Origin of the sequence: Mesorhizobium sp. B2-2-4, assembly GCF_006442375.1 — a bacterium.
Lineage (GTDB): Bacteria > Pseudomonadota > Alphaproteobacteria > Rhizobiales > Rhizobiaceae > Mesorhizobium.
Genome location: NZ_VFWB01000002.1, coordinates 476113 through 492550, shown reverse-complemented (window position 1 = coordinate 492550; position 16438 = coordinate 476113). Strand labels below are relative to the sequence as shown.

Genomic DNA, 16438 nt, shown 5'->3' with positions numbered 1-16438 from the left:
TTCCATCGCCATCTGAATATTCGAATTGTTCTCACCCCTTAGCGGCCCAGGGACGATTTCTCCCACAGCAAGCCATACGAGTGCGCCATCCGCTCAAGCGAGAAATCCGCAGCGATGCGGTCGCGACATGCTTGCCGCCTGCTCGCCCAAGACCGGGTATCCTGAATTTCCGAAGCCATAATCTCGATGGAACGCGATAACGCGTCAGGGTTCCGCGGCGGAACGATCAATCCCGTGTTGCCGACAAGCATCGCGATGTCCCCGACGTCCGTCCCCACGCATGGCGTGCCGCATGCCATCGCCTCGGCAACCACGTTCGGAAAGGCTTCGCTGCTGGAGGCCAGCACATGAATGTCGAATGCATTCATCAAACCGGCAATGTCGTCGCTCGGCCCGAGAAGCTTCACCTTGTGGCGAACATCATAGCGCTCCAACAGCACGACAAGCGCAGTGTTTTCAGCCGTCATACCCGGGCCGGCAAGAACACATTTGAAGGGAAGGCTCTTGTGCATCGACAGCCTGGACAGGGCAGCGAAGAGATTCTGGTGGTCCTTGTCGGGATGCCAGCGAGCGACGTTTCCGATAACGAACTGGCCATCACCTATCGACCAATCCCGACGGAGCCGCGCGCGCGCCCGGTCGTCCGGCTCGAACACGGCCAGATCGTAGCCATTCGGTATGATCGTCCAGTTCGAGCTCGAATATCCTGCATGGATGTGGCACCGCGATGCATTTTGCGAGCAACTGACAATCCGAGCCGGGATGATACCGGATATGAGAGCGCATATCCTGTCCACTGTCCTGGTCGTAAAGGAGGCCGCCCGCGGATCCAGTCCGCAATTGTGCATCCCCCAAAGAACCGGGCTGATGCCGCCAAGCCGCGCCAGGACGCCTCCGACGAGGTTGGCGTGATACATCCAGCACTGAACCACGTCCGGCCGATAGGTCGAGAACACGCGCCTGAGCGAGGCGAGCCCCTTGAGACTCAACCTTCCCTTTGGCATCGCCAGGCAGGCGAGCGGTATTTTGGCCGCGCGAAGCAACGGGCCATATTTTCCGTCACCCGAAAGCGAGACGACAAAATGGGAATGGCTGCGCTCGGCCGTGCACAGGCGGTATAGCGCTGCCTCGGCGCCGCCGTTCTCAAGTCCGGTGATGACGTGCAGGATCTTAATACGACCGCTCCTTCCCCACGGCGTTCGTGGGATCGACACCCATCGCGAGCAGGTAGGCGTCGGCCACCTTCTCGACACTGAAATCCCGCGCCCGACGCCTGACGTCCGGAGGATCAGCTTCATCAAGGGCGGCCATCACTTCTGCCGCAAAACCCTGGGCATCTCCGACCGCGGCGAGACGCCCCCACTTGCCGTCCTCCAGAATCTCGGCCGGACCGCTTTCGCAGTTGGTGCTCACCACGTTGGTCCCGCAAGCCATTGCTTCGATGATCGTGTTTGGAAATCCCTCCCTGCGGGAGGATTGAAGAAACAACGCTGCCCGCCGCATCCACGGATACGGATTCTTCGAAAAGCCGACCAGAGCGACCGAAGAATTCAGCTCGAGTTCGTCGATCAGGGTTTGAAGCGATCCCCGCAGCGGTCCTTCCCCGACAATGGCCAATTTGACGGCCCTCTTCGTCGCAATCCGCGCGAAGCTGCTTATGAGCGTGGCATGGTCTTTTGCGAAATCAAGCCGCCCAACGGCCACCAGCAAGATCCTGCCATCCTCGACCGCGAAGGGGTGATCGAGCGGTTCATCCGCCTGCTCTTCAACATGTTTGATGTCCAGCGGATTGTAGATCGTTTTGACGGAACTCCGGTGGACCCCGATGCTCTGGATCAGGTCTTCCGCGACGCCATGCGATACAGTGATGATCGTGTCGGCACGACCATAGGTCAGCCGCATGAGGAATGGCAGGAACTTCTCACGAACCAGCTTCGTATCAGCGACGGTCCTGGAAAGATTGCTCCTTTCCGATATCACGATCGGTGTCCGGCGCAGCGAGAGCATGGACGAGACGATGCCAACGATGTTTGCATGGGGTAACGCCGTCAGCATCACTCTCGGCTGCTCCCGCCTCAAATACCGGATCAAAGCCAATACGGAAAACAGCAACCGCGAGGCCCGGAGGTCCTGTATCCTTATCGTCTTCGGAACCAAAGCGAGATACTCGCCCGTCGCACACCCAAGCACCAGATCGATCGGCAAGCCGCGCCGGCCAAATTCGCTGGCCAGGGTGAGCATTGCCCGCTCGGTGCCGCCAGCACGAAGAGAGGGAATGAAGATAGCAATCCGAGCGTCTGGGCTGCCTGGTGATCTCTTGTCTTGGCGCGTGCACGTCACTCGGTTCGCCACCTTTCCTGGCCGGTCACGGCGAAAGCTTTTTTGCTTGCGCCTGACCGTGCGAGATGAGCGATGCTCCACCCGGATACCGGGGAGACAGCCGTCGCACTCGGGTCCACGAAAGCGGAGAATATCTTCGGGTGATCAATGTCTTCGCCGAAAGACATAGGCGTAGGTTTCAGCCGCATCCTTCCCGATGAGAAGAGCCGAGAGACCTAGCCAGAGGCGCCAGACAAGGAAGGCCGGCACGAAAGCGTAGAAATATGAACTCCTCCAGAACAGATGACGCTGGACGAGTTCCAGGCCATTTTGCGCTGCGATCCTTTCCACCTCGCTCGGCAGGCATCTGTCATAGAAGGCTGGGAAGCCGTCGTGCCCCCTGCCCTTGTCCGGATAGACCGCAAACAGCAGGCGACGCTTGATCGCCTCGGGCAAGACCCGATTGAGCCTGGCGAAAACGGCGTTGCGTGAAGGCGAGAAAATGGCGACCGTGCCGCCCGGCCTTACGCAGCTGGCAATGCCGCGAAATGCGCCTTCGCCGTCGCGGACGTGCTCCAGAGTGGCCTGGCATATGACCAGATCGGCATCTCCCTTCCCCCTGAACGAAGTAAGGTCCGCCTCGATCCGCTCGTCATAGATCTCGCCCGGAGCCTTCGACAGTTCCTTGGCATCGCGGTCCACCCCGACGACAACCAGCCCCAGACGACGCTTCTCGGCTAGGCTTACAAGCGGCCTTGCTCCTCCGCCCAGATCATAGACCAGTGCGTTAGGTGTAAAGAGCACCGGTGCGATTTCCGCAGCAAAGGCGTGGTTGCCATCCACGCGCAGCCGTAGCGGCAAGGCTCGGTCCAGACACTCTGAGACCGCCACGTTCGTGCGAACAAAACCCCGCAGCAAAGACGCTATCCCGTCATCGATTTCGTGGACAAGACGTGACCTCCCCCTACCTCCGCTCAAAATAGGCCTGGTACCATTCGACGAACCGCCCGACGCCCTCCGTCACGGACGTGCCGGGACGATAGCCGACCGCCGCCTGCAGCGCCGAAGTATCGGCAAAAGTGTCAGGCACGTCTCCGGCCTGCAGCGGCAAGAGCTCCACGATGGCCTTACGGCCAAGCGCGTTTTCAAGCGCCTCGACATAGGCGGTCAGCTTCACCGGGTTGTTGTTGCCGATGTTGAAAATGCGCCAAGGCGCGCTGCTCGTCGCAGGATCCGGATGACCGGAATCCCAGGCGGGGTTAGCCGCGGCGGGGCTGTCGCTGGTGCGGATCACGCCTTCGGCGATGTCTTCGACGTAGGTGAAGTCGCGTGTGTGGTTGCCGTTGTTGAACAGCTTGATCGGCTCGCCGGCCAGGATGTTCCTGGTGAACAGGAACAGCGCCATGTCGGGACGTCCCCAAGGGCCGTACACTGTGAAGAAACGCAAGCCCGTGGTCGGCAGCCCGAACAGGTGGCTGTAGCTGTGCGCCATCAGCTCGTTGGCGCGCTTGGTTGCGGCGTAGAACTGCAGCGGATGATCCGCCGGGCGATGCTCGGAAAACGGCATGTCGGTATTGGCGCCATAGACGCTCGACGTGCTGGCATAGGTCAGGTGGCCGACACGGCTGTTGCGGCAGGCCTCCAGCATGTTGGCGTAGGCGATAATGTTGCTCTCGACATAGGCGTGCGGGTTTTCAAGGCTGTAGCGGACGCCGGCCTGGGCGGCGAGATGGATCACCCTGTCGAAGGCGTGATCGGCAAAGCAGCCGTCCACCACGTTTCGCTCTGCGAGATTACCGTGGATGAAATGGTAGCCCGCATTGGTGTTGCGGCTTGCTTCGGCCAGAAGCCGCAGCCGCGCCTGCTTGATCTGCGGATCATAGTAGTCGTTGATGCTGTCTATGCCGACGACCTCGTCGCCGCGTTCGAGCAGCCGCCTGGCGACGTGATAGCCTATGAAGCCGGCAGCGCCGGTGACCAGAACCTTCATCAGAACCGCCCGTCCGTAACATCCCTGGGGAACAGACCCTTGATGTCGTAGACGACGCTAGGGTCCTTGCAAAGCGCCCGAAGACCGGCAACGCCCAGGGTGTGAAACTGCCCGTGCCCCACGGCGACGACAACGCCATCGTAACGCGCGGCGGGCATCTCTTTAACGCTCGTTACGCCAAAGGCGCGCGCGCATTCCTGCGCATCGACCCAAGGATCCCAGATATCGATGCCGGCATTGTACTGCCTCAGCTGCGCGACAATGTCGGCGACCTTGGAGTTTCTCAGGTCCGGACAGTTTTCCTTGAAGGCCGCGCCCATGACCAGAATCCGGCTGCCAACGACAGGTATGCCCTTGCGCATCATAAGGCGGGCCGTCTGGTCCGCTGCATGCCGGCCCATGCCGTCGTTGATGCGGCGACCGGCAAGAATCACCTCGGGATGATAGCCGAGTTCTTGAGCCTTGTGGGTCAGATAATAGGGATCGACGCCTATGCAGTGGCCGCCGACGAGACCAGGGCTGAAGCGCAGGAAATTCCATTTGGTGCCGGCCGCTTCCAGCACCTCCGACGTGTCGATGCCCAGTTTGCCGAAGATCAGCGACAATTCGTTCATCAAGGCGATATTGAGATCGCGTTGCGTGTTCTCGATGACCTTGGCTGCCTCGGCGACCGCGATGCTCGAGGCGCGGTGCGTGCCGGCGGGAACGATCGAGGCATAGAGCGCGTCGATGGCGTCCGCCACCTCCGGCGTGGAGCCGCTGGTCACCTTGACGATCGTCTGAAGCCGGTGCTCGCGGTCGCCGGGGTTGATGCGCTCAGGGCTGTAGCCCAGGAAGAAGTCTTCGTTGTAGCGCAGCCCCGAATGTTTCTCGATCAGCGGCGCACACACCTCTTGCGTACAGCCGGGATAGACGGTCGATTCAAAGATTACCACCGCACCGGGGGAGATCACCTCGCCGACCGTGGCGGACGCCATGACAAGGGGCTTCAGGTCCGGCCGGTTGGCCCTGTCGATCGGAGTGGGGACAGTGACGATGAAAACTCCGCAATCCCGCAGATCGACCTTGTCGCTGGTGAACCGCAGCCGCGTGGCGGCGTCGATTTCATCTCTGCTGGCCTCGAGCGTGTGATCCTCGCCACGCCTCAGCGCATCCACACGCGATTGGCTGATGTCGAAGCCGACGACGTCCCTGATCGCTCCGAGGGCCACCGCCAGCGGCAAACCCACATAGCCAAGCCCGATGACAGCTATTTTCCTGGAGCCGAGGTCCATTTGCTTCCTATCCGGCAAGCCTTAATCAGCCACGGCCTCCGCTATCGCGCACCATGGCCGGTAATCATCGTCTTTATGGTTCTGAGGGTGATGAGAACATCAAGCCAAGGCGAGAAGTTCTTTATGTAGTAAAAATCGTAGTGTAATTTCTCCATCACATCGTCGACCGCCGCGACATGCCCCTGGTTTACTTGTGCCCACCCGCTCACACCTGGCCTGACGATGTGCCGGTAGCGATAGAACGGCAATTCCGCCTCATACCAGTGCGACAGGACGACAGCCTCGGGCCGTGGCCCGATCCAACTCATTTCGCCGCGCAGGATGTTGATGGCCTGCGGCAGCTCGTCGATCCTGAACTTGCGTAAAAAACGCCCTATCCGGGTGATGCGATCGTCGTCACGTTTCGTGATCGCCTTGTCCTTGTCGCTGCCAATGCCGGCTTGCTGCCTCATCGAGCGAAACTTGTAGACCGTGTAGATCCGGCCCCTGTAGCCAATGCGGGGCTGGCGAAACAGCACCGGGCCCTCCGAGTCCAGCCGGATCAGCAGCGCGATCAGCACCACGAAAGGTGAAAGAGCCACGACCATGACAAGCGCGGAGATCCAGTCGATTGCCTGCTTGATCTTGAGATAGGCCTGGTTCGGATTGAGCGAGCCGAGCGTGTTTTCCGACAGGTGTTCGATCTCGACGCGGCCGGTCAGCGACTCGCTGACCTGCTTGACGTGGTAGACCGGCGTGCCCGAAAGGGCCCGGTCCGCGATGTATCGTTCCCATTCGGCGTCAAGGTCGGCCCGCAGATCGACAACCACGCCATTCGCCCGTTCGATGACGGTGCCGGGCGAAGTGATCCAGAACCAGTGCACTCCTGGCAGTGTCCTTAGGCGCTCTACGTCCCCGCCGGGAATGACGACCAGCCGGTACGGTTCGAGATGCCGCGTTATGAGGCTCAGGCCAAAATACCAGAGCGTGGACTGGGTGAAGCTGGCAGCCGCCTGAAACCGGCTATACTCGAAACGAAAAAAGAAAATAGTCAGGAAAACAAGCCCGTAGGACAGCACAAACGTCGGCAGGATGTAGCTGGCAGCGGCCACGCCGGGGAAATTCCCGATACGCCGATAGGCAAGGAAGCCTGCTACATGTGCCATGACCGCGGCAGCGACGGTTACCTGGAGATTGGCGACGTAGACCGCATCGGGTTTGAAGGCGATCCGGATGAGGGCCGGCGCGACGATCGCGAACGTCAGTCCGCCAATAAGTTGAAAGCGAATTCTGAACAGGAAGTGCCGGCTTCCGACAAGAGTTGATGTTGCGACATTCAACTTCTTCCCCCCTCGAAGCTGCCATGTCCGCGATTGCCATGGCAATAATGCGCTTGGCTTGGCCGTTCCTTCGCAAAGCGAAATCGGGCCTGTCGCTACTGGCTGTTCGACTCAATCGAAGATCAAGAGCTACGACACTGTAACGATACCAGCAAGTATCTATTTACACTGTAGCAATCGGCAGGATTTTTTATCAATCGCGTCCCTGAATGCGGTTTAAAAAGCTATCGCTAATAGATAGGCTTACTGCCGGCCATCGAGAATGTCTGGACGCATGAAGGTAAATGGATGTTCGTATCTCTGGTGACTGGCTGGCTGCTTGGGCAGGACCTGCCAGTCACATCCGTCCGACCTGGATGAACCAGGTTCTTCCCCGGAATGCCCCAGTGGATCGCTAAATTCAGTTGCGCTTCAGCAGCGACCAGACGGCTGGCACCAGGCTTGCGGCCAGAGCAACCTTGATCAGATCACCGACGATGAACGGCACGACGCCGAACTGCCAGGATTTTTCCGGACCGATGAGCATCGCCAGCCAGGCAAAGCCCATGGCCATCATGACGAACTCGGCAACCAGCATGGCGTTGAAAAGCTTGATCGGATGGCGATCCCAGCCGCGATCGGCGGCCCAGCCGGCGATCGCCGCCATGACCACGAAGCCGGCGAGATAGCCGCCGGTCGAGCCGAGCATGTAGGCAATGCCGATTCCCTTTTCCGGCGTGCTCTGGAAGACCGGGAAGCCCATCGCGCCCTCGGCCATATAGAGCAGCAGGGTGGCGACGCCGAGCCGCAGGCCGAAAGCGGCCCCGATCAGCAGGACGGCGAGCGTCTGCATCGAAATATCGACGGGCCCCAGAACCACCTTGGTCTTGGCCGACAGGGTCAGGAGCAATGTCCCGGCTATCGCCAGAAAGAACTGCGTTGCCAGCCGCGCCGCGCCATCTTGCGGCAGAGCCAGAGAAACAAGCGGGCGCATCGTCGTTGCAGTTGCCATGGTCTTCCCCATCCGAGTGCCGCCATCCGATGATCGCGGTCTTGCGTTTTCCTATATTGGCTTGCGTGCTATGCGGCAATCGGTTTTGCCATTCCCGCAACAGGCATCGACACCGTCATGGCCCTCGAATTCGATACCAGCTTCGATCCCTGCTACGGCGGGGGCGTCAGCGTCGCGCCCGACGTGCAGCGCGTCACGGCCCGAAATCCAAGTCCCTTCACCTTTCACGGCACCAACAGCTACATCGTCGGACGCGATACGCTGGCAGTGATCGATCCGGGGCCGGATGACGAAGCTCACCTTCGCACCTTGCTCGACGTCATCGCCGGCAGGCCGGTCAGCCACATCTTCGTCAGCCACACGCATCGCGACCATTCACCGCTGGCGGCACGGCTGAAGCAGGAGACCGGAGCCCAGGTGATGGCGGAAGGGCCGCACCGGCCGGCAAGGCCATTGCATATTGGCGAGATCAACGCGCTCGATGCCAGCGCCGATACCGCTTTCGTTCCCGATCTCGCGCTGCCGGACGGCGCGCTGGTCGCCGGCGACGGCTGGGCAATCCGCACGGTCCTGACCCCCGGCCATACCGCCAACCACGCGGCATTCGCGCTGGAGGGCACCGGCATCCTGTTTTCGGCCGACCACGTCATGGCGTGGGCGACCTCCATCGTCGCGCCGCCGGACGGGGCGATGGCGGACTACATGGCCTCGCTGGACCGGCTGATCGAACGCGGTGACCGCCTGCTGCTGCCCGGCCACGGCGGGCCGGTGACGGCACCGCGAGGCTTCATGCGCGGATTGAAGACCCATCGCAAAATGCGCGAACGGGCCATATTGGAGCGGATCCGCGCGGGCGACCGCACGATCGCAGACATGGTCAAGGCGATCTACAGGGATACCGACCCGCGGCTGCATGGCGCCGCCGGGTTGTCGGTGCTTGCCCATCTGGAGGATCTGGTGGCGCGCGGCCTGGTCGCGACAGACGCCGCGCCGGCCATAGACGGCATTTTTAGGCCAGCCCCTTAGGCCCGAGCATCTATTCGGCCGGAGCCGCGCCGACCTGGCCGGCGACTTCCTGGTCCAACTCCGCCAGAAAGTCGGTGATGCGCGCAGCGTTGTCGCCGAGGTCGTAGCGGCCGTAGCGGGAAGCCGACCGCATGTCGACGAGAACCGTATCCCCGTCGTCCGTGATGCGAATTGCCACGTCTGCGGGGAGGCCCAACACGAAGCTCCTGGCGACAGCGGTAATCGTCACGTCGCTTTGCCCGGCGAGTTCGGGATAGGGTCCGGTAAGATCCCAATTGCGGCGGTCGAGCACGGTTTCAACGGCAGTGACGACGGTCTCGAACGGCAGGTCGTAGCTGCGCGCGGTGACAAGCGGATAGCTGTCGGTCTGCAACCGCTGCTCGCCGGGCGTCGGCGGCGAGAGCACGTTCATGTCCTTCGTGCGACCGGTGACGTCGAGTGCCGGCGGTTCGTCGAAATCGGTCGAAATATCCCTGAGCGGCGGAAAGATTGTCGCCCAATAGGCGGCGATGCCATAGGGGGTCAGCACCAGCACTGCCAGCAAGACGCCGACCGTGATGTCGCGGCCGCCATAGTCGCCAAAATTCCACACCCTCGAGAAGGCAAATCCGGCGAACAGAAGCGCCAGCGCCGCCAACAGCGCGACGATAGCCAACACCCACAGGAACACCGGCGTTTCAACGAGGTTGAAATAATGGCCGACGAACACGGTCAGCAAAAGCACCGCCGAAAAAGCAGCGGTGCGCCGCGACCATCCGGCAGCCTTCGACGTTTGCCGTTCCGAAATGCTGACCATGTTTCTCTGCGTCATCCCAAGCCGAAGAAGACTTAGCGCATGGCCACCAAAATCGGAATCGATTTTCGAGGAGGATCGTGCGCCAGTTGGAAATGCTATCGTGCCCTGCCGGAAAGGTGCACGTCGCTGCACTGTCCTTTTACGACCGCATCAGGCCGAGACACGCAATATCGCGTCAATCCGTCGGCAAGCGGTAGTCCCTGAATTGCTGGCGCAAGGTGATCTTCTGGATCTTGCCGGTGGCGGTGTGCGGAATTTCGCCGACGAAGGCGACGTCGTCGGGCATCCACCATTTGGCCACCTTACCGTCGAGAAAACCAAGGATATCGGTTTTGGTCGGTTCCTTCCCCGGCTTGCGGACAACCACCAGCAAAGGCCGCTCGCCCCATTTCGAATGAGGGACGCCAATGGCGGCTGCCTCGGCGACATCGGGATGGCCGACGGCCAGATTCTCCAGGTCGATGGTCGAAATCCATTCGCCGCCGGACTTGATGACGTCCTTGGCGCGATCGGTGATCTGCATATAGCCGCCAGCGTCGATGTGGGCGACATCCCCGGTATCGAACCAGCCATCCTCGTCGAACTGCTCCGAGCCGGCGCCGCCGTAGTAGGCGCTGGCCACCGCGGGGCCGCGCACCTTCAGCCGCCCGAATGTCTTGCCGTCCCAAGGCAGCGCGTTGCCTTCGTCGTCCGTCACCTTCATCTCGACGCCGAAGGGCGGGTAACCCTGCTTGCCCTGGACATCGAGCCGGGCGTCACCCTTAAGGCCTGCATAGTCCGGCTTCAGCGTACACAGTGTGCCGAGCGGCGACATTTCGGTCATGCCCCAGGCGTGGACGACCTGGACATCGTAATTGTCCTGGAATTTCTTGGTGATGATGCGTGGGCATGACGAGCCGCCGATGACAACCTTGTTGAGGTAGGGCAGCTTCCTGCCGGTCTCCTCCAGATATTGCAGCAGCATCATCCACACGGTCGGCACGGCGGCACTGAAGGTTACTTTCTCGGTGTCGAGCAATTCATAGATGGAGGCGCCGTCCATCTTGCAGCCCGGCATGACAAGCTTGGCGCCGATCATCGGTGCGCTCTGGCCAAGGCCCCAGGCATTGGCGTGGAACATCGGAACCACCGGCAGGATCGTGTCGCGCGAAGACAGGCCCATCGCGTCGGGCATGGCGGCGATCATGGCGTGCAGGACATTCGAGCGGTGACTGTAGACGACGCCCTTTGGATCGCCAGTGGTTCCAGACGTATAGCACATGCCGGCGGCGGTGCCTTCGTCGAAGCTCTTCCAGGCGAAATCGCCATCGGCCTCGTCGAGCCATTCCTCGTAGGCGACGACGTTGGGCAGCATGGTCTGCGGCAGATGCGCCCTGTCGGCCAGCACGATCACCTGTTTCAGGGACTTGACCGCGCCGGCGATCTTCTCGAGCAAAGGGAGGAAAGTCAGGTCGACAAAGACCGCCTTGTCTTCGGCATGGTTCATGATCCAGACGATCTGCTCGGGAAACAGCCGCGGGTTGAGCGTGTGATAGATCGCGCCGATGCCCATGATGCCATACCAGGCCTCGATGTGGCGCGCCGTGTTCCAGGCCAGCGTCGCAATGCGGTCGCCCAGCCGATAGCCGTCACGCTCCAGGCGCTGGGAGACCTTCAGGGCGCGACGGTGGATGCTGGCGTAGGTTGTGCGCACGATCGGACCTTCGATCGAGCGCGATACGATCTCTCGCGCGCCATGCTGCCGCTCTGCGTTGTCGATAAGCTTATGGCAAAGAAGCGGCCATTCCTGCATCAGCCCCAGCATTCGTTCCTCCCTTACGCTCCTCGCTTTTTTTGCCATTGTGAAGCGAACCGGTGGATTGTCCAGCCACCGCCGGGTGGCGAACGAAATCCGAATGCCGGTCGCGCAGGCAAGCGATCGAATCGCGTCTTTCTTGGAGGTCCGAATGCCTGGCGCTCATGCCATCGAACCGGCGGCCTTGAAATCCATTACATCAGAGAAGTCTAAATTACTCGACCGAGAGGAGAATCCGCCACAATCCGGCCATCGTCGGCATTAAGTTTCGTTAATGGGCAAAGGGGTGCGATTGGCGACTGAAAGAGGTTCGCATGGACACGCAGCTCGACGATAAGGCACTGGAAAGCACGCTTGCCGAAAGCCTGGGCGATCTGGTGCCGGATACAAAGACTGTTTCCGAAGATGAATTTGTTGAAGTTGTCGGCGGTGCGCTCGAAGCGGTCGGCGGCACGCTGCTGTTCAAGATGTGCGTCCAGAGCGAAGGGGAAGGCGAGCACGTCGCCGCGGCGTCCGTGGGCGATGGCGGCAATCGTCAATTCCTGCTGCTCACTCTGCCGACCGGCGGCGGCCACTTGAAAGTCGAGACCGCATCCAGGAGCAGCAATCCCGTGGCCGGTATCGCGGCCGCCTATGCCGGGTTGATGGACGCGTTCAGAACCGCCGCCTGAGCCTCGCCGGACAAGGTCTTCGCTAAAAATGCCGTCGGTAGCGCCTACGGCTGGAGACCGATTGCGGAATTGCCGGCGACAGTCGCCCTTGCGCAAACCACCTCGTCGACACACTTAAAGTTGAGACGAGGAGAAACAGCATGGACAAGATCGCCAACCCGGCACCCGGCTTCCAGCGCAATCCCGATAAGGTCATCACCGTCGAACCGTATAAGGGCACCGTCACCGTGCGTGCAGGCGACACTGTTATCGCCTCATCGACGAACGCCAAGGTGCTGACGGAAGCGCCCTATCCGGCCGCCTTTTACATCCCGTTCGCAGACATCGATTTCAACAAGCTGAGCGGCACGCAATCCTCCACCCATTGTCCCTACAAGGGCGACGCAAGCTACTGGAGCGTGCTGCCTGCCGGCGAGGCAGGCAAGGATGCGATGTGGGCCTATGAGCAGCCTTTCGACGAAATGGCTGAAATCCGCAACCACGGCGCGTTCTACGCAAGCAAGGTCAGCATCGAAGCCAAGCCAGGCTGAACGGACCAACGAGGAGGCCGGACCTGCCGTCCTGCCGGTCAGTCGGTGGTGCCGTTATTGCCGAAGCCTTCGGCATCGTCGAGCCGCACGAAGGTCAGACCCTTCTGCTTGAGCGCCAGCAGGCCCTGCACGACGCCCTCCCCGGCGGCATGGGTCGGCTGGTTGATATGGGCGATGATGACGTCGCCGTCCTTGGCAGCTCCTATGCGCCTTGTGGTTTCCCTGGCGCCGAGCAGTGACCCGCCATCGCCATTGATCGAGAAGCCGGCGATCTTGAAGCCCAGCTTGCGGATCATGGCGATCGCCGACGGACTATACTCCGCGGTCGCGCCACGAAACCATTTCGGCGCCGGCTCGCCAGTCCCGGCCAAGGCGACGGCGCCCGACTCGACCTCGGCCAGAACCGCTTCCGGACTGCCGGCGCTGCGTATGCCATAGATCTTCTGCGGCGTGTCGACGGCCGGGATGTGATGGCCGCCGTGGTTTTCCAGTTCGAACAGGTCGGGATGCGCCCGCATGATCTCGACGGCGGCGGCGTTCCGCTTCAGCCAGATGCCGGTGACAAAGATGGTCGCAGGTATCCTGTTTTCCACCAGCGCCGAGAGGATGCGGTTGTCGGTCCGTCCGCCGCAGGCATCGAGGGTCAAGGCAACGCGCCCGGCTCCGCCTGTATCGCGCTTGATGTGCAGGATCGGTTCGATCAGGGATGCGGCATGGCCGCTGGACACGACGGCCAAAGACATGGCGACAATGCAGAGATTTTTTTGCAGCAGGCGCATCAAATCCAATTCCAATCGGGCGTTTCACGGAGGCATCCCAAGACCCGCATGAAGGCGAAAATCGGAGCTGGATAGCAGAAAAGCACCAGACGCGACAATCTGACCGTCTTGCGGCAGTTCCTCGTTCCGATCGGCGGCAGGCGCTCAGCCGCGGCCCGCCTTTGCCACCTGAACGGCCGCCTGCGCGGCCGCCAACCTGGCGATCGGCACGCGGTAGGGCGAACAGGACACATAGTCCAGTCCGACCTCCTCGCAGAAGCGGATGGAGGCCGGATCGCCGCCATGCTCACCACAAATGCCGAGCTTGATCCCTGGCCGCGCCGCCCTGCCCTTCTCGGCGGCCATGCGCACCAGTTCGCCGACGCCATGGATGTCCAGCGATACGAACGGATCCTGTTCGATGATGCCTTTCTGGCGATAGGTTTCCAGGAACGAGGCCGCGTCGTCGCGCGAGATGCCGAATGTCGTCTGGGTCAGGTCGTTGGTGCCGAAAGAGAAGAACTCGGCCGATTCAGCGATGACATGGGCGCGGATCGCCGCGCGGGGGAGCTCGATCATGGTTCCGGTCAGGTAGTCGATCTTGACGCCGCTTTCGTCCATGACGCTCTTGGCCACCGCATCGATGCGCGCCTTGACATAGTCGAGTTCCTTCACAAGCCCGACCAGCGGCACCATGATCTCGGGTACCACCAGCGCGCCGGCCTTGCGGCCAGCCTCGACGGCGGCTTCGAAAATGGCGCGCGCCTGCATCTCGGCGATCTCGGGATAGGACACAGCAAGCCGGCAGCCGCGATGGCCGAGCATCGGGTTGAATTCGTGCAGCGCCTCGGTGCGCTGCCTGAGCTTGTCCGGCGCAACATTCATCGCCGCCGCGACTTCGGCTATCTCGGCCTCGGTCTTGGGCAGGAATTCGTGCAACGGCGGATCGAGCAGGCGGATGGTCACCGGCAGGCCGGCCATGATCTCGAACAGCTCCAGGAAATCCGCTCGCTGCATCGGCAGCAACTTGGCAAGCGCGGCGCGCCGGTCCTTTTCGGTGTCGGCCAGGATCATCTCGCGCATGGCGATAATGCGGGCGCCATCGAAGAACATGTGTTCGGTGCGGCACAAGCCGATGCCTTCGGCACCGAAGGAGCGCGCCATGCGCGCGTCGAGCGGGGTTTCGGCATTGGTGCGCACCTTCATGCGCCGCACCGCGTCCGCCCATTCCATGATCGCGGCGAAATCGCCGGAAAGCTCAGGCTGGAGCATCGCCACTGCGCCCTTGAGCACCTGCCCGTTGCCGCCGTCGATGGTGATGATGTCGCCCTTGCGGAAGGTCTGCCCCATCGACATCAGCGTAGCTGCCTTATAGTCGACGCGCAGCGAACCGGCGCCCGAAACGCACGGCTTGCCCATGCCGCGCGCCACGACCGCGGCATGGCTGGTCATGCCGCCGCGCGTGGTCAGGATGCCCTCCGCCGCATGCATGCCGTGGATGTCCTCGGGACTGGTCTCGACACGCACCAGGATAGCCTTGCGTCCTTGTGTCTTGAGATCCTCGGCGTCCGCGGAGGAAAAGACAATTTCGCCGGTGGCGGCGCCTGGAGACGCCGGCAGGCCGACGCCGATGACGTCGCGCGCGGCCTTCGGATCGATGGTGGGGTGCAGGAGCTGGTCGAGCGAGGCGGGATCGATGCGGGCGACCGCCTCCTCTTTCGAGATCAGGCCGTCCCTGGCCATCTCGACGGCAATCTTCAGCGCCGCCTTGGCGGTGCGCTTGCCGGACCTCGTCTGCAACATCCACAATTTGCCGCGCTCGATGGTGAATTCGAGGTCCTGCATGTCGCGGTAGTGCTTTTCCAGCCTGTCCGAGATGGTGACGAAGGACTGGAAGGCGTCCGGCATCAGTTTCTGCAATGACGGCTTGTCGGAGCCGGCGGCGATGCGGGCCGCCTCGGTGATGTTCTGCGGCGTGCGGATGCCGGCGACGACGTCCTCACCCTGCGCATTCACCAGGAACTCGCCATAGAGCTGCTTTTCGCCGGTCGACGGATTGCGAGTGAAGGCGACCCCGGTGGCCGAAGTTTCACCCATGTTGCCGAACACCATGGCCTGGACATTGACCGCCGTGCCCCAGCTTTCGGGAATATCGTGCAGGCGCCTGTAAGTGATGGCGCGGTTGTTCATCCAACTCGAGAACACGGCACCGATCGCCCCCCAGAGCTGTTCGTGCGGATCCTGCGGGAACGGCCTGCCGAGCTCCTCTTCGACCTTGGCCTTGTAGAGCGCGATGACGCCTTGCCACTCGATAGCTGTCAGTTCCGTGTCGAGTTCATGGCCGAGGCTGGCCTTCTGATCCTCGAGGATCTCCTCGAACACCTCGTGGTCGAGCCCCATGACGACATCGGAATACATCTGGATGAAGCGCCGGTAGCTGTCATAGGCAAAGCGCGCATCGCCGGAATCGGCGGCCAGCGCCTCGACGGTTTCGTCGTTGAGGCCGAGATTGAGCACGGTGTCCATCATGCCAGGCATCGAGGCGCGGGCGCCGGAGCGCACCGACACAAGCAGCAGTTTCGACGGATCGCCGAAACGGCGGCCGGTGAGCCGGCCGATATGGTCCAGCGCCACGGCGACGTCCGCTTCAAGCCCTGCCGGATAGGCGCGGCCGTTGGCATAGTAGGCGTTGCAGACCTCCGACGTGATGGTGAAGCCCGGCGGCACCGGCAGGCCAAGGCTACACATCTCGGCCAGATTGGCACCCTTGCCGCCCAACAGATTCTTGTCGCCAGCCCGGCCTTCGGCCGCACCATCGCCAAAGGTGAAAACCCACTTGGTCATGCTTTGCTCTCCGGTTGCAGGAGATTGGAAAGATTGACGAAACAGAAAGCCCCGCCATATCCCGACTTTGGACGGATATGATGCTGCAATGCGAAAGGCAAGGCGTCGGCAAAGCCGTTTGGCCG

Annotated in this window: 14 protein-coding genes; 3 read left to right on the top strand and 11 right to left on the bottom strand. The window is 61.7% G+C overall.

Annotated features, from left to right (window positions below):
- Positions 1 to 38: 38 nt before the first annotated feature.
- The 7 genes from FJ959_RS07495 to FJ959_RS07465 all read right to left on the bottom strand — a co-directional run bounded on the left by FJ959_RS07495 (position 39) and on the right by FJ959_RS07465 (position 7893).
- Positions 39 to 1214, bottom strand: coding sequence for a glycosyltransferase (locus tag FJ959_RS07495; protein WP_181168503.1), 1176 nt, complete (start codon positions 1212 to 1214; stop codon positions 39 to 41).
- Positions 1171 to 2340 carry a glycosyltransferase gene (locus FJ959_RS07490; protein WP_224684500.1) on the bottom strand — a complete coding sequence of 390 codons (1170 nt, stop codon included), beginning with the start codon at positions 2338 to 2340 and terminating at the stop codon, positions 1171 to 1173. The genes FJ959_RS07495 and FJ959_RS07490 overlap by 44 nt, the downstream gene beginning before the upstream one ends.
- Positions 2341 to 2484: 144 nt before the next feature.
- Positions 2485 to 3237, bottom strand: a complete 753-nt coding sequence (locus FJ959_RS07485) for a methyltransferase domain-containing protein (RefSeq protein WP_181167188.1) — start codon at positions 3235 to 3237, stop codon at positions 2485 to 2487.
- Positions 3238 to 3283: 46 nt separating this feature from the next.
- The gene (locus FJ959_RS07480; RefSeq protein WP_140514855.1) at positions 3284 to 4309 is read right to left on the bottom strand and encodes an NAD-dependent epimerase; all 1026 of its coding nucleotides are present in this window, start codon (positions 4307 to 4309) and stop codon (positions 3284 to 3286) included.
- Positions 4309 to 5583 (bottom strand): nucleotide sugar dehydrogenase, encoded by a 1275-nt coding sequence (locus FJ959_RS07475; RefSeq protein WP_140520790.1) that lies wholly within the window; start codon positions 5581 to 5583, stop codon positions 4309 to 4311. The genes FJ959_RS07480 and FJ959_RS07475 overlap by 1 nt, the downstream gene beginning before the upstream one ends.
- A 41-nt stretch (positions 5584 to 5624) precedes the next feature.
- On the bottom strand, positions 5625 to 6902 hold the full coding sequence (locus FJ959_RS07470) for a sugar transferase (RefSeq protein WP_140629311.1): 1278 nt from the start codon (positions 6900 to 6902) through the stop codon (positions 5625 to 5627).
- 400 nt (positions 6903 to 7302) lie between these two features.
- On the bottom strand, positions 7303 to 7893 hold the full coding sequence (locus FJ959_RS07465; RefSeq protein WP_140494902.1) for a biotin transporter BioY: 591 nt from the start codon (positions 7891 to 7893) through the stop codon (positions 7303 to 7305).
- Between the two features lie 117 nt (positions 7894 to 8010).
- Here FJ959_RS07465 and FJ959_RS07460 point away from each other — a divergent pair, with 117 nt between their 5' ends.
- Positions 8011 to 8919 (top strand): MBL fold metallo-hydrolase, encoded by a 909-nt coding sequence (locus FJ959_RS07460; protein ID WP_140564248.1) that lies wholly within the window; start codon positions 8011 to 8013, stop codon positions 8917 to 8919.
- Positions 8920 to 8929: 10 nt separating this feature from the next.
- On the opposite strand, the gene FJ959_RS07455 is transcribed toward FJ959_RS07460, so the two are convergent.
- Together FJ959_RS07455 and FJ959_RS07450 are read right to left on the bottom strand one after the other, a co-directional pair.
- Complete coding sequence (locus tag FJ959_RS07455) at positions 8930 to 9715, bottom strand: DUF1499 domain-containing protein (RefSeq protein ID WP_140494907.1); 786 nt, start codon at positions 9713 to 9715, stop codon at positions 8930 to 8932.
- Between the two features lie 175 nt (positions 9716 to 9890).
- Entirely contained in the window at positions 9891 to 11519 is a 1629-nt protein-coding gene (locus tag FJ959_RS07450) for a fatty-acid--CoA ligase (RefSeq protein ID WP_140494909.1), read from the bottom strand.
- A gap of 305 nt (positions 11520 to 11824) precedes the next feature.
- On the opposite strand from FJ959_RS07450, the gene FJ959_RS07445 reads away from it, so the two are divergent.
- Together FJ959_RS07445 and FJ959_RS07440 are read left to right on the top strand one after the other, a co-directional pair.
- The gene (locus FJ959_RS07445) at positions 11825 to 12181 is read left to right on the top strand and encodes a hypothetical protein (RefSeq protein WP_140551013.1); all 357 of its coding nucleotides are present in this window, start codon (positions 11825 to 11827) and stop codon (positions 12179 to 12181) included.
- A 140-nt stretch (positions 12182 to 12321) separates the two neighbouring features.
- Complete coding sequence (locus tag FJ959_RS07440; protein ID WP_140520795.1) at positions 12322 to 12711, top strand: DUF427 domain-containing protein; 390 nt, start codon at positions 12322 to 12324, stop codon at positions 12709 to 12711.
- A gap of 38 nt (positions 12712 to 12749) precedes the next feature.
- Here the strand turns inward: FJ959_RS07440 and FJ959_RS07435 are convergent, their stop codons facing one another.
- Both FJ959_RS07435 and ppdK read right to left on the bottom strand, forming a co-directional pair.
- A complete protein-coding gene (locus tag FJ959_RS07435; RefSeq protein ID WP_140629310.1) occupies positions 12750 to 13490 on the bottom strand; it encodes a polysaccharide deacetylase family protein in 741 nt (246 codons plus the stop codon).
- Positions 13491 to 13634: 144 nt separating this feature from the next.
- On the bottom strand, positions 13635 to 16313 hold the full coding sequence (gene ppdK, locus FJ959_RS07430) for a pyruvate, phosphate dikinase (protein ID WP_140629307.1): 2679 nt from the start codon (positions 16311 to 16313) through the stop codon (positions 13635 to 13637).
- Positions 16314 to 16438: the final 125 nt, after the last annotated feature.

What these genes read in the sequence shown, in the direction of transcription:
- FJ959_RS07480 (WP_140514855.1), bottom strand. Translation starts at nt 4,309, where the DNA reads ATGAAGGTTCTGGTCACCGGCGCTGCCGGCTTCATAGGCTATCACGTC.
- FJ959_RS07475 (WP_140520790.1), bottom strand. Translation starts at nt 5,583, where the DNA reads ATGGACCTCGGCTCCAGGAAAATAGCTGTCATCGGGCTTGGCTATGTG.
- FJ959_RS07465 (WP_140494902.1), bottom strand. Translation starts at nt 7,893, where the DNA reads ATGGCAACTGCAACGACGATGCGCCCGCTTGTTTCTCTGGCTCTGCCG.
- FJ959_RS07460 (WP_140564248.1), top strand. Translation starts at nt 8,011, where the DNA reads ATGGCCCTCGAATTCGATACCAGCTTCGATCCCTGCTACGGCGGGGGC.
- FJ959_RS07455 (WP_140494907.1), bottom strand. Translation starts at nt 9,715, where the DNA reads ATGGTCAGCATTTCGGAACGGCAAACGTCGAAGGCTGCCGGATGGTCG.
- FJ959_RS07450 (WP_140494909.1), bottom strand. Translation starts at nt 11,519, where the DNA reads ATGCTGGGGCTGATGCAGGAATGGCCGCTTCTTTGCCATAAGCTTATC.
- FJ959_RS07445 (WP_140551013.1), top strand. Translation starts at nt 11,825, where the DNA reads ATGGACACGCAGCTCGACGATAAGGCACTGGAAAGCACGCTTGCCGAA.
- FJ959_RS07440 (WP_140520795.1), top strand. Translation starts at nt 12,322, where the DNA reads ATGGACAAGATCGCCAACCCGGCACCCGGCTTCCAGCGCAATCCCGAT.
- FJ959_RS07435 (WP_140629310.1), bottom strand. Translation starts at nt 13,490, where the DNA reads ATGCGCCTGCTGCAAAAAAATCTCTGCATTGTCGCCATGTCTTTGGCC.
- ppdK (WP_140629307.1), bottom strand. Translation starts at nt 16,313, where the DNA reads ATGACCAAGTGGGTTTTCACCTTTGGCGATGGTGCGGCCGAAGGCCGG.